General features: G+C 72.7%; 7 protein-coding genes. All 7 read left to right on the top strand.

Annotation, left to right across the window (positions count from 1 at the left end):
* Positions 1 to 186: 186 nt before the first annotated feature.
* A complete protein-coding gene (locus ACWDRR_RS10770; RefSeq protein WP_449771825.1) occupies positions 187 to 351 on the top strand; it encodes an SPOR domain-containing protein in 165 nt (54 codons plus the stop codon).
* A gap of 9 nt (positions 352 to 360) precedes the next feature.
* On the top strand, positions 361 to 777 hold the full coding sequence (locus ACWDRR_RS10765; protein ID WP_449771824.1) for an NUDIX domain-containing protein: 417 nt from the start codon (positions 361 to 363) through the stop codon (positions 775 to 777).
* Positions 778 to 1,418: 641 nt separating this feature from the next.
* Positions 1,419 to 3,869, top strand: coding sequence for a SpoIIE family protein phosphatase (locus ACWDRR_RS10760; RefSeq protein WP_449771823.1), 2,451 nt, complete (start codon positions 1,419 to 1,421; stop codon positions 3,867 to 3,869).
* Positions 3,870 to 4,090: 221 nt separating this feature from the next.
* Positions 4,091 to 6,685, top strand: a complete 2,595-nt coding sequence (locus ACWDRR_RS10755; protein WP_449771822.1) for a SpoIIE family protein phosphatase — start codon at positions 4,091 to 4,093, stop codon at positions 6,683 to 6,685.
* A gap of 189 nt (positions 6,686 to 6,874) precedes the next feature.
* Positions 6,875 to 8,632, top strand: coding sequence for an ABC transporter family substrate-binding protein (locus ACWDRR_RS10750; RefSeq protein WP_449771821.1), 1,758 nt, complete (start codon positions 6,875 to 6,877; stop codon positions 8,630 to 8,632).
* A 380-nt stretch (positions 8,633 to 9,012) separates the two neighbouring features.
* Positions 9,013 to 10,881, top strand: a complete 1,869-nt coding sequence (gene typA, locus ACWDRR_RS10745; protein WP_449771820.1) for a translational GTPase TypA — start codon at positions 9,013 to 9,015, stop codon at positions 10,879 to 10,881.
* Between the two features lie 430 nt (positions 10,882 to 11,311).
* Positions 11,312 to 12,946 carry a peptide ABC transporter substrate-binding protein gene (locus ACWDRR_RS10740; protein ID WP_449771819.1) on the top strand — a complete coding sequence of 545 codons (1,635 nt, stop codon included), beginning with the start codon at positions 11,312 to 11,314 and terminating at the stop codon, positions 12,944 to 12,946.
* The last annotated feature ends 27 nt before the right edge of the window (positions 12,947 to 12,973 follow it).

The following is a 12,973-nucleotide window of genomic DNA, read 5'->3' as shown; positions in this document are numbered from 1 at the left end:
CGGGCGGCGGCCCGGCCGCGCGTCTTACCGGGCGTTAACCGGGCCCGTACCTGCCGGTAGCGCGCCGGGCGTAGCGTCCCCGTGGGCGCGGTCCCGGCCCGACCCCCACGCGGGCCGGGACCGTACGCCCGGGGCGGCCGCGTGCGGCGCGGCCGCCCCGCCCCGGCCCGCCGGGGGAGCTCCCCTATGCTCACCGGTATGGACACCTGTCGGGTGATGCGCCAGGACGACAACGGCAACCGCTTCGTGGTCGCCAAGGGTCTGGACCGGGCCGAGGCCGAGCGGTTGGCGGCCGAGTTCGAGGCCCGTGGCCACAAGCAGCTGTACTGGGTGGAGGCCGAGGCCGCATAGGGTCGGGCCATGGAGAACCGGATCGTCGTCGGGGGCGCGCTCGTCCACCGGGGGCGGGTGCTGGCCGCCCGCCGCAGTGCCCCGGCCGAGGTGGCCGGGCGCTGGGAGTTCCCGGGCGGCAAGGTCGAGCCCGGCGAGACGCAGACCCAGGCGCTGGAGCGGGAGCTGCTGGAGGAGCTCGGGGTCCGGGCGAAGGCGCTGGAGCGGCTGCCCGGCGCGTGGCTGGTCCGCCCCGGCCTGGAGCTCCGGCTCTGGGTGGCCGAACTGCTCTCCGGCGATCCGCTGCCGCTCCAGGACCACGACGAGCTCCGCTGGCTGGGACCCGCCGAGCTCGACGGGCTGGACTGGCTCGATCACGACCGCGAGGTCCTCCCGCACCTCGCCCGCCTGCTGACCGAGGCCCGCCCCGAGCACCCCGCGCCCTGAGCACCCCGCCCCTGAGTACCCCGGGCCCCTGCCCACCCACCCCTGGCCACCCACCCCTGCCCTCTGAGCGCGCCGTACGCCGCCCCCGGCGGCCCGGCGGGCGCTCCCCGCGCGCCCCTCCCACGCGCCCCACGCCCCCCGGACACACCCCGCGCGCGGGAGCAGCTGCCCGCGCCACGCGCAATACGCCAGGTAGGTCAATCGGAAAAGACGACCCTTAAGCCGGGATAGCCTGGGTTCTGCTGGGTATGTCACTTTTCGGCACTATTCGTCACCATCGGTGAGCCGTCCCCAGCCGGCGAAGCCGATCCCGACCAGAGCCGGAGGCCCCGTCGGTGTCGAGTACCGGTCACGGTGGCGGGGGAGCGAGACGCACGGGCACCGGGGGGAGTGCCTCGGCCCGCGCCCGCCTGCGCCGTGGTGCGCGCCCGCAGCCGCCGCAGCCGCCGCCGTCCGGCCGCCGCCGGGGTGACGGCGGCGCCCCCGAGGCCCAGCCGTCGGACCGGCCCGCGCCGTCCCCGGTGGTGCCCGACGCGACCCCGTCGGCGGGCCCCCGCAGCCGTCCCGCCCGGCCCTTCCCGGGCGGCCCCGGGGCCGAACCGGGCGGTCCGGGCGGTCACCGCGAGGGCAAACTGCTCGACGTGGTGAAGGTGGCCATCGCGATCCTGGACACCGCCGGCCGGGTGGTGCTCTGGAGCCCGGCCGCCGAGGAACTGCTCGGCTGGCCGAACGAGCTGCTGGTCGGCCGCCGGATCGACGAGCTGATCCCGGACGCGGACCAGGTCGTCCGGATCCGCGCCGCGATCCAGGACACCCTGCGCCACGGCCGCTGGGCCGGCCTCGCCGAGCTGCGCGACCGCGACGGCGAGGCGGTCACCGTCGAGGCCCGGATCTCGCTGCTGGTGGACGGCGACGGCACGCCGTTCCTCCAGGTCAACCTGGCCGAGGCGGCGGCCGTCCGGGCGGTCGAGCGGGACCTCGCCGTCCGCGACGCGCTGTTCGAGCAGTCCCCGCTGGGCATCGCGATCCTCGACACCGACCTGCGCTACACCGCCGTCAACCAGACCCTGGCCGAGATGAACGGCATGGTCACCGAGGACCACGTCGGCCGGACCACCGGTGAGACCCTGCCTGAGCGGGCCGCCGACGAGATCACCGCCATCCAGCGCCAGGTGCTGGCCACCGGCGAGCCCGTCATCGACGTCACCCTCGCCTCGCCGGTCACCGCCCGCTCCGGCTACCGCTCGATCTCCTACAGCCGGATGACCGACCGGTCCGGCCGGGTGCTCGGCATCTCCGGCACCGTGATGGACGTGACCGAGCGCTACCGGGCGGTCGCCAAGGTCGAGCACGCCCGGCGCCGGCTCTCGCTGCTCAACGAGTTCGGCTCCCGGGTCGGTGACCTGCTGGACGCCTCGCGGATCGCCCAGGAGCTGGCCAGCGCCGTGGTGCCCCGGCTCACCGACCACTCCGCGGTGATCCTGCTCCAGGCCGTCGCGCACGGCGACGACCTGCCCCGGCACGGCCACGACCGCCGCACCTCGCTGCTGCAACTGGGCACCGCCTCCGTCCAGGACGGCCCCGAGGTGGAGGTCATGCTCCGGCGCGGGGCCCGGATCACCTTCGCCGAGGACTCCGCCTGCGGGCGGGTGCTGCGCACCGGCGTCCCCGAGCTGCTCTCCGGCGCCGACCAGCTGGGCGACGTCACCTACCCCGGCGACCCGAAGATGCAGGCCGCCCAGGACCTCGGCGTGCACTCGATGCTGGTGGTGCCGCTGCGCGCCCGGGGCATCGTGATCGGCCTGCTGCTGGTCAGCCGGGCCGGCTACCGCGAGGGGTTCGACCGCGACGACCTCGCCTTCACGGTCGAGCTGGCCGACCGGGCCGGCAGCTCCCTCGACAACGCCCGGCTCTACGCCCGCGAGCGCACCGCCGCGCTCACCCTGCAGCGCACCCTGCTGCCGCAGCAGGTCCCGCAGCCCACCGGTGTCGAGGTCGCCTACCGCTACGTTCCGGGCAGCATCGGCACCGAGGTCGGCGGCGACTGGTTCGACGTCATCCCGCTGCCCGGCGACCGCACCGCGCTGGTGGTCGGCGACGTGATGGGCCACGGGCTGCGGGCCGCCGCCACGATGGGCCGGCTGCGGACCGCCGTCCGCGTCCTGGCCGCCCTCGACCTGCCGCCGGACGTGCTGCTGCGACACGTCCACGAGCTGGCCGACGACCTCGCCCAGGGGCCCGACGAGGCCCTGCTGGCCACCTGCATCTACGCCGTGTTCGACCCGGCCACGGCCCGGCTGACGGTCTCCAAGGCCGGCCACATCCCGCCGGTGCTGGTCGTGCCGGGCGAGGACTCCGAGGAGGCGACCCGGAGCGGCGGCCCGCTGCTCGGTGGTGTCGGGCGGATCCTCGACCTGCCCTCCGGTGCGCCGCTCGGCGTCGGCGGCGTCCCGTTCGAGTCGGTCGAGCTCAAGATTCCCGAGGGCAGCCTGCTCGCCCTGTGCACCGACGGCCTGGTGGAGTCCCGGGACAAGGACCTCGACGTCGGCCTCGGCCGGCTGGTCACCGTGCTCCAGCAGCCGCACGCCTCCATCCAGGCGGCCTGCGAGGCGGTGCTGGACACCATGGAGCAGGGCCGCGAGCCGGACGACGTGGCGCTGCTGCTGGCCCGGCTCGGCCACGGCCAGGCCGGGACCCCGACGGCGGGCTGGACGCTGCCGGCCGAGCCCACCGCCGTCTCCCGGGCCCGCAGGCTGGTCCGCGCGGCCCTGGTCGAATGGGGGGTCGAGGAGCTCACCGACACCACCGAGCTGCTGGTCAGCGAGCTGGTCACCAACTCGGTCCGCTATGCGAGCGCTCCCATCGGAGTACGGTTGACGCTGGGCGAGACGCTGCTGGTCGAGATCTCCGACCCGCTGCCCGATCCGCCCCGCGAGCGCCACGCGGCCGAGGCCGACGAGGGTGGCCGGGGCCTGGAGCTCGTCCGCCGGCTCGCGCTGCGCTGGGGCGCCCGGGCGGAGGGCATGGGCAAGGTCGTCTGGTTCGAGCAGGCGCTGCCGGGTAATGAGCCCGACGAGCCGGGAGTCGAGTAGGACGCGAGTAGAACGGGACTGCATATGCCATCGGTCGGCCGGGGGGAGCGCGCACTCCGGAAGGGGGCGCGAGCGTGGCATTGTGGTTGCGCGGGCGGTAGGACAAAAACCTTCGCCCGATCTGATGTTGTGATGTTGAGGGCGTGTGAACGTACCCCTCGATGATGAATACTCGGTCTTCTCGGCATCCGGACGGTCGCGGGTTTGGAGGGGTCGGTCCGTTGAACAGCACCCCGGCGCGTAACGCGCCGAGCAGCAGCGGTCATGCCGCTGTGCCCGGGCAGGCCGGTTCACCACACCTGCCCGCCCCGTCCGCGGGGCAGAGCCGGGCCGCCCGCCCGGTGGTCGGCGCCCACCAGTGGGGCGCGGGGGACCCGGGGTCGATCTACGACTACATCCGGGTCGCCACCTTCGCGATCGGCCCCGACGGCCGGATCAGCCAGTGGAGCGAGCGCGCCGCCGAGTTCTTCGGCCTGCCCGCCGCCGAGGCGGTCGGCGCGGACCCGATCAGCACCTTCGTCCCGCGTGAGCTCTGGCAGCGCGGCCGCACCCGGCTGGAGCGCACGCTGGCCGGCGAGGAGTGGGTCGGCACCACGCCCTACCGCGACGCCACCGGCGGCGAGGGCCTCGCCGAGCTCTACCTGATGCCCGACAGCGCGCTGCCCACCGCCGGCGCCACCTGTCTCGCGGTCGACCTCGGCCGGCTGCGCCGGATCGAGACCGACCTCGCCGCCTCCGAGGCCGTCTTCGGCCAGACCCCGACCGGCTTCGTCCTCTTCGACGACCGGCTCCGGCTCCAGCGGGTCAACGACGCCTTCGCCTCCGGGATGGGCCTCGCCCCCAGCGACCTCGAAGGCCTGACCGCGCACGACCTCTTCCCGGCCTCCGAGGCCGACCGGCTGACCGCCGCGCTGCGCAAGGTCCTCGCCACCGGCGAGCCCGTCTTCGACCTGCGCTTCCACTCCGCCGTACCGACCCGCGAGGGCAACCGGCTCTGGGCCGTCTCGCTCTACCGCCTCAACGGTTCGGCCGGCCAGCCGATGGGCGTGGCCGGCCAGGTCTCCGACGTCACCAGCCGGCACGTCGCCGAGCGCGAGGCCGACGGCGTCCGCCGCAACCTCGCCCTGCTCAACGAGGCCAGCGCGCACATCGGCTCCACCCTGGACCTGGAGACCACCGCCAAGGAACTGCTGGACGTCGTCGTCCCGCCGTTCTGCGACCTCGCCACCGTGGACCTCTACACCGCCCTGCTCTCCGGCGAGACCGTCCCCAGCGCCGGCCGGTACGGCGACGGCGTCCTCACCGACGGCAGCGGCGAGCTGCGCCGGGTCGCCGTCTCCAGCGTGGTCGGCGGTGCCTCCTCGGTGCTCGGCTCGGTCACCGGCCTGCCGATCGCCGAGGCCGGCGGCACGCTCTGCTACCCGCGCCGCTCGCCGCACGCCCGGGCGCTGCGCACCGGCCGCAGCGTCGTCCCCGAGCCGGGGCCGGACCCCCTGCTGCGCTCCACGCTGATCGTGCCGCTGGTCGCCCGCGACCAGGTGCTCGGCCTGGTCCAGCTCTCCCGCGCGATCGGCAGCGAGCCGTTCGACGCCCGTGACGTCGCCATCGCCGAGGAGCTGGTGGCCCGCGCCGCCGTCTGCATCGACAACGCCCGGCTCTACCGCCGCGAGCACGAGCGCGCGCTGATCCTGCAGCGCAGCCTGCTGCCCCCGGGCAACCCGGCCGCCAGCGGCCTGGAGATCGCCTGCCGCTACCTGCCCAGCAACAACAACACCGAGGTCGGCGGCGACTGGTTCGACGTCATCCCGCTGCCGGGCAACCGCACCGCCCTGGTCATCGGCGACGTGATGGGCCGCGGCCTGCGCGCCGCCGTCGCGATGGGCCAGCTGCGCACCGCCGTCCGCACCCTGGCCATGCTCGACCTCGACCCCGCCGAGGTGCTCACCGCCCTCGACGAGATCGCCCGGGGCCTCGGCGACGACTCCGCGCCCGCCGGCTCACCCACCCCGTACGGCCGGCTCACCTCGACCGCCGACGAGGAGGCCCGCGAGGTCTACCTGGCCACCTGTGTCTACGCGGTCTACGACGCCGTCACCCGGCGCTGCGTCTTCGCCAACGCCGGCCACCTGCCGCCCGTCCTGCTCAGCCCCGACGAGCCCGCCCGGATGCTCGACGTACCGCCCGGCCTGCCGCTCGGCGTCGGCGGCGAGCCCTTCGAGGAGGTCGAGCTGACCCTGCCGGACGGCGCCGTGCTCGGCCTCTACACCGACGGGCTGGTGGAGAGCCGCAAGCACCAGCTGGACGAGGGCCTGCGCGCCTTCCGCACCGCGCTGTCGGCCGAGGGCAAGGGCCTGGAGGACCTCTGCGACCACGTCCTCGGCGAGCTCAACCCGCACCACGGCGAGGACGACATCGCCCTGCTGATGGCCAAGGTGCACGCCTTCCCCGACGACGCCGTCGGCAACTGGTTCCTGCCGCCCGAGCCGACCTCCGTCGCCAAGGCCCGCGAGCTGGCCTGCAGCTGGTTGCTGGCGCGCGGCCTGGACGAGCTGGTCGACACCACCGAGCTGCTGGTCAGCGAGCTGGTCACCAACGCGCTCCGGCACGGCCGGGGCGAGATCCGGCTCCGGCTGCTGCGCGACCGCAGCATGGTCTGCGAGGTCTGGGACGACGGCTACGCCCAGCCGCGCCAGCGGCGCGCGCAGGAGACCGACGAGGGCGGGCGCGGGCTCCAGCTGGTCAGCCTGCTGGCCGAGCGCTGGGGCAGCCGGCGGACGCCCAAGGGCAAGATCGTCTGGTTCGAGCTGTCGCTGTAGGCGGCGGCCCGACGCCGGGGGCCCAAGGGGCGCGCCGGAACCGCAAGGGAGACGGGCGGGCCGCCGGCACCGGGTCGGAGCGGACCGGGGGCGAGCGCGCGAGTCACCGTTCGGCTGTCCGGGTGCAGTCCCCGGGGGCCCGCCGTGTCGGTGCGGCCGCCCGCGCCCGGGCGGCGTTCGATGGCCGCCATGCGCGTCCGCCAGCTCACCGCCGCAGCCGCCGCGCTGCTGCTCGCCACCGGCTGCTCCGGCGGCCCGGCCCCGGCCCGCACCCCGGCGCCCGCCCCCGTGTCGGCCGCCCCCACCGCCGTCACGGGGGACGTCGGCCCGCCCGACCGGGACGCCGTCCGGGACGGCGGCACGCTGCGCTGGGCGGTGGACGCCGTCCCGGCCACGCTGAACGTCTACCAGCCGGCCGCGACCGCGGACAGCACCCTGCTCGCCCACGCGCTCTACCCCTCGCTGTTCCGGCCGGACGAGCACGGCCGGCCGGTCGCCGACCCGGACTACCTGGAGTCCGCCGAGTGCACCCCGCCCGGGCAGCGGCCGCAGGTGGTCACCTACCGGCTCAACCCGAACGCCGTCTGGAGCGACGGCACCCCGCTCTCGGCCGCCGACTTCACCGCCCAGCGGGCCGCCCTCTCCGGGCTCGACCCGGCCTACACCCCCAGCCGCCCGGCCGGGTACGACGCGATCGACTCGATCACGCCGGGCGCCGGCCCGCAGGAGGTGAAGGTGACCTTCCGGCAGCCGTACGCCGAGTGGCGCTCCCTGTTCGGGCCGCTCTACCCCGCGGCGGTGACCGGTTCCCCGGCGGCGTTCAACCGGCCGCTGACCGCGGGGCCGGAGCCGACGGCGGGCCCGTTCCTGCTCGCCGGGTACGACCCGGCGGGCGGGCGGGTGGGCCTGGTGCGCAGCCCGTCCTGGTGGGGCGAGCGGCCGAAGGCGGACCGGATCGACTTCCTGGCCACGCCGGCCGAGCGCCGGCTGGACGCGCTCGACCAGGACCGGCTGGACATCGCGCCGCTCACGGCCGCGGTCGACCGGGCCCAGGCGGCCCCCGGCAGCTCGGCCGATCTCGCCCGGGCCGCCGCCCAGGCGCTGCGGCGGGCGGAGGCACTGCCCGGCGTCACCGTGCACCGGGCCGCGGCCGCCGTGCTCACCCAGCTCACCCTGAACGCCGCCCGCGGCCCGCTCACCGACCCGGCCGTCCGGAACGCCCTCGCCCGGGCGGTCGACCGGCAGCGGATCGCCGACGCCGCGCTCACCCCGCTCGGCCTCGCCGCCGCCCCGCTCGGCAACCACCTGCTCGCCGGCGACCAGGACGGCTACCGGGACAACAGTTCCGCGCTCGGCCGGGCGGACCCGGGCCGGCTGCTGGACGCGGCCGGCTGGAAGCGCCCGGCGGGCGGCGGCATCCGCGCCCGGGGCGGGCACGAGCTGGCGCTCGCCCTGCTGGTCCCGGCCGGCTCCGCCACCGCCCGGCGCACCGCCGACGCGCTGACCGCCGACCTCGCCGCGGCCGGCATCGCGCTCCGGACGGTGGCGGTGCCCGCCGAGGCCTTCGTCCGGGACCACCTGGCCACCGGTGACTACGACCTCGCCCTGTTCTCCTGGCCGGCCGGGCCCCACCCGGCGGTCGAACAGCGCGCCGTCTACGCCAAGCCCCGGCCCGGCGCGGACGGCGCCCTGGAGGCCGGCAGCAACTACGGCCGCTCGGGGACGGAGGAGATCGACCGCCTCTTCGACCGGGCGGCCGCCGAGCTCGACCCGGCCGCCCACCTGGCCCTGCTCCAGGAGGCCGACACCCGGATCTGGCAGCTGGGCCACTCGGTGCCGCTCTACCAGCGGCCGGACCTGGTGGCCGTCCGGGAGGACGTGGCGGGTGCGGGCGCCTGGGGCTTCGGGGAGCCGCGCTTCCAGGACATCGGCTTCCGCGCCCCCTGACCGGGCCGGCCGTGCGGCAGGGCCGGGCGGAGCAGGGGCGGCAGGGCCGGGTGGAGTACCAGGACGGCACGCGGGCCCCGGACGGGGGCCGCTCCGGACCGGGCGGTGGCGGTCCGGCGGCGCGGTGTCCGCGGGCCCCGGGCACGGCGTCCGCCGGGTGAACAGTGGGTGATCCATCTGTGATCTTGATCCCGCCCGACCTGCCCGTTTCGGCCGACCTGGACGGTTCCCCGTACGATAGGAGGAAGCCGTGGCATGTCCTGCCCGGCGGGTGGACCGGTAGTAGCAGGCGGTACGGGCGGCGGCGATCAACAGGGATCGCCGGTCGGCGTCACGCAGCCGGGCGCCGTAACCCACGATTCCGGGAGAATCCGCTCCGCATGCCCACGCGCAATGACATCCGCAACGTTGCCATCGTCGCCCACGTCGACCACGGCAAGACCACGCTGGTCGACGCCATGCTGAAGCAGGCCGGCGCCTTCGCCGCCCACCAGCACCTCGACGACCGCATGATGGACTCCAACGACCTGGAGCGCGAGAAGGGCATCACCATTCTCGCGAAGAACACCGCCGTCAAGTACCACCCCAAGGAGGGTGGCGCGCCGATCACGATCAACATCATCGACACCCCCGGCCACGCCGACTTCGGTGGCGAGGTCGAGCGCGGCCTGTCGATGGTCGACGCGGTCGTGCTGCTGGTCGACGCCTCCGAGGGCCCGCTGCCGCAGACCCGCTTCGTGCTCCGCAAGGCGCTGACGGCCAAGCTGCCGGTCATCCTCTGCATCAACAAGACCGACCGCCCGGACTCCCGGATCGACGAGGTCATCAACGAGACCTACGACCTCTTCCTGGACCTCGACGCCACCGAGGACCAGATCGAGTTCCCGATCGTCTACGCCTGTGCGCGTGACGGCGTCGCCTCGATGACCAAGCCGGAGAACGGCACCGTGCCGGCCGACAGCGACTCGCTGGAGCCGTTCTTCTCCACCATCCTGGAGCACGTCCCGGCCCCGATCTACGACGAGGACGCCCCGCTCCAGGCGCACGTCACCAACCTGGACGCCGACAACTTCCTCGGCCGCATCGCGCTCTGCCGCGTCGAGCAGGGCGAGCTGCGCAAGGGCCAGCAGGTCGCGTGGATGAAGCGCGACGGCTCGGTCCAGCAGGTCAAGATCACCGAGCTGCTGATGACCGAGGCGCTCACCCGCAAGCCGGCCGAGGTGGCCGGCCCCGGCGACATCTGCGCCGTCGCGGGCATCCCGGACATCATGATCGGCGAGACCCTGGCCGACCTGGAGAACCCGGTCGCGCTGCCGCTCATCACGGTGGACGAGCCGGCCATCTCGATGGTCATCGGCACCAACACCTCGCCGCTGGTCGGCAAGGGCGGCAAGGGCCACAAGGTCACCGCCCGCATGGTGAAGGACCGCCTGGACCGCGAGCTGATCGGTAACGTCTCGCTCCGCGTGCTGCCGACCGAGCGTCCGGACGCCTGGGAGGTCCAGGGCCGTGGCGAGCTGGCGCTGGCCATCCTGGTCGAGACCATGCGCCGGGAGCTGTTCGAGCTGACCGTCGGCAAGCCGCAGGTCGTCACCAAGGTCATCAACGGCAAGACCCACGAGCCGGTCGAGCGGATGACCATCGACAGCCCCGAGGAGTACCTCGGCGCCATCACCCAGCTGATGGCGACCCGCAAGGGCCGCATGGAGACCATGACGAACCACGGCTCCGGCTGGGTCCGCATGGAGTTCATCGTCCCGTCGCGCGGTCTGATCGGCTTCCGGACCCAGTTCCTGACCGACACCCGCGGCACCGGCATCGCGCACAGCATCTTCGAGGGCCACGAGCCGTGGTTCGGCGAGCTGCGGATGCGCAACAACGGTTCGCTGGTGGCGGACCGCGCGGGCGTCGTGACGCCGTTCGCGATGATGGGCATCCAGGAGCGCGGCACGCTCTTCGTCGAGCCCACCACCGAGGTGTACGAGGGCATGATCGTCGGCGAGAACTCGCGCCAGGACGACATGGACATCAACATCACCAAGGAGAAGAAGCTCACCAACATGCGTGCCGCTTCCTCCGACACCACCGAGAACCTGGTGCCGCCGCGCAAGCTCTCGCTGGAGCAGTCCCTGGAGTTCTGCCGCGAGGACGAGTGCATCGAGGTCACCCCGGAGACCGTGCGCATCCGCAAGGTGGTTCTGGACCAGAAGGAGCGCGGCCGTTCGGCTTCGCGCGCCAAGAAGGCCTGACGCCCCGCTTTAAACGGGCTTTGGCCTGAATCGATCGCCCCCCTTTCCGATGGAGAGGGGGGCGATCGTTTTTCACTACTCCACGCTGTCGACGCGCGTATAAACGGAATAGCGCTTAACACAGCAAGGTGTCCGCTGAGCGAACGTGACAGTCCGTCATTCATGACGACTGTCCGTTTAATGCCTGTCTGAGTATGTCTCTTATGTCCGATTTTCGAAACTTACCGACCGTTCATGTGACCTAATTGAGATCGGCAGTGGTCACTTTCGTGTCCGTACGTGACACATAGTGGGTGCAGTCAGGCTCGGGTCAAGGGTTAACGCGCAGGGGTGCGCGCCGAAACCACGAGCGCGGACGGCACAACGGAAGCGGCATCAGTCGCCCGTAGTGCTCTCCTCGTTGGAAAGTCGATTTCAGGAGGCATCCCCCATGCGCGGTGCAACCCAGACCAAGTGGATCGTTGCGGCGACCGCTATCGCCCTTGCGGCGACCGCTTGCAGCACCAGCTCGAAGAGCAGTGACAAGGCCTCTTCCGGCGGCGGCAGCATCGCCGTCCAGCTCGGCGAGCCGCAGCACGGTCTGGTTCCCCAGAACACCGCGGAGTCCGAGGGCGCCGAGGTCCTCGGTGCGATCTTCGCCGGCCTGGTCGAGTACGACAACAAGACCAACGAGCCGAAGCTGCGCGTCGCCGAGTCGATCGAGAGCGCCGACAGCAAGCTCTGGACGATCAAGCTGAAGGACGGCTACACCTTCCACAACGGTGAGAAGGTGACCGCACAGTCCTTCGTCGACGCCTGGAACTGGGGCGCCAACCAGGACAACGCCGCCGAGGGCCTGCCGTTCTTCGCGAAGATCGAGGGCTCCGAGGACCTGGCCCCGGGCAAGGACAAGAAGCCGACCACCGACAAGCTCAAGGGCCTGACGGTCGTCGACGACAAGACCTTCACCGTCTCCCTGACGCAGCCGTTCTCCCAGTTCAAGACCATGCTGGGCTACAACGCGTTCTACCCGCTGCCCAAGGCGTTCTTCAGCGACCCGAAGACCTTCGCCGACAAGCCGATCGGCAACGGCCCGTTCGAGATGGACGGCGCCTGGGAGCACAACAAGCAGATCAAGGTCAAGCGCTACGAGAACTTCCCGGCCTCGGACGGCAAGGCGAAGCTCCAGGGCGTGACCTTCAAGATCTACGACAACCTGGACACCGCGTACAACGACCTGCGCGCCGACAACATCCAGGCCACCGACAAGCTGCCGATCTCGGCCCTGTCGAGCGTCAAGGGCGAGTTCGGCGACCGCTACATCTACAAGCCGGAGTCCGGCGTCGGCTACATCGGCTTCCCGATCGCCACCAACCCGGCCACCTACGGCAAGCCGGAGATCCGCAAGGCGATCTCGATGGCGATCGACCGCGAGGCGATCACCAAGACGATCTTCTCGGGCACCCGCGTCCCGGCCGACGACTTCATCAACCCGCTCATCCCGGGTTACCGCAAGGGCGCCATGGGCGACGCGGCGAAGTACGACCCGGCCAAGGCCAAGGCGCTCTACGACTCGGTCGGCGGCGTCCCCGGCAACACCATCGAGCTCGGCTACAACGCCGATGGTGGCCACAAGGAGTGGATCGAGGCCGTCGCCAACCAGCTGAAGAAGAACCTGGGCGTCGAGGTCACCACCAAGCCGTTCGAGAAGTTCGGCAAGATCCTGGACGCGCTGGGCGAGAAGCAGTACTCGGGCGCCTTCCGCATGGCGTGGTCGATGGACTACCCGTCGATCGAGAACTACCTGCGTCCGATCTTCTCCAAGGTCGCGATCGAGAACGGCTCGAACTACGGCGGTTACGTCAACGACAAGTTCGAGGACCTGCTGAACCAGGCCGACCAGGCGAAGACCCAGGACGAGGGCCAGAAGCTGTACCAGCAGGCCGACGACATCCTGGTGCAGGACCTGCCGTACATCCCGGTGTACACCTACATGTCCTCCGCCGCGTACAGCAAGAAGATCAAGAACTTCGACACCGACGCCCAGGGCCGTATGAACCTGGACGAGGTCGAGCTCGCCGGCTGATCCGGTTAATCAGACGAACGGGGGCGG

The sequence above is a fragment of the Kitasatospora sp. NPDC003701 genome (assembly GCF_053587085.1).
The sequence above is the reverse complement of the archived record's forward strand: the minus strand, read 5'-3'. Positions and strand labels throughout refer to the sequence as shown.

What these genes read in the sequence shown, in the direction of transcription:
- ACWDRR_RS10750 (WP_449771821.1), top strand. Translation starts at nt 6,875, where the DNA reads ATGCGCGTCCGCCAGCTCACCGCCGCAGCCGCCGCGCTGCTGCTCGCC.
- ACWDRR_RS10770 (WP_449771825.1), top strand. Translation starts at nt 187, where the DNA reads ATGCTCACCGGTATGGACACCTGTCGGGTGATGCGCCAGGACGACAAC.
- ACWDRR_RS10740 (WP_449771819.1), top strand. Translation starts at nt 11,312, where the DNA reads ATGCGCGGTGCAACCCAGACCAAGTGGATCGTTGCGGCGACCGCTATC.
- typA (WP_449771820.1), top strand. Translation starts at nt 9,013, where the DNA reads ATGCCCACGCGCAATGACATCCGCAACGTTGCCATCGTCGCCCACGTC.
- ACWDRR_RS10765 (WP_449771824.1), top strand. Translation starts at nt 361, where the DNA reads ATGGAGAACCGGATCGTCGTCGGGGGCGCGCTCGTCCACCGGGGGCGG.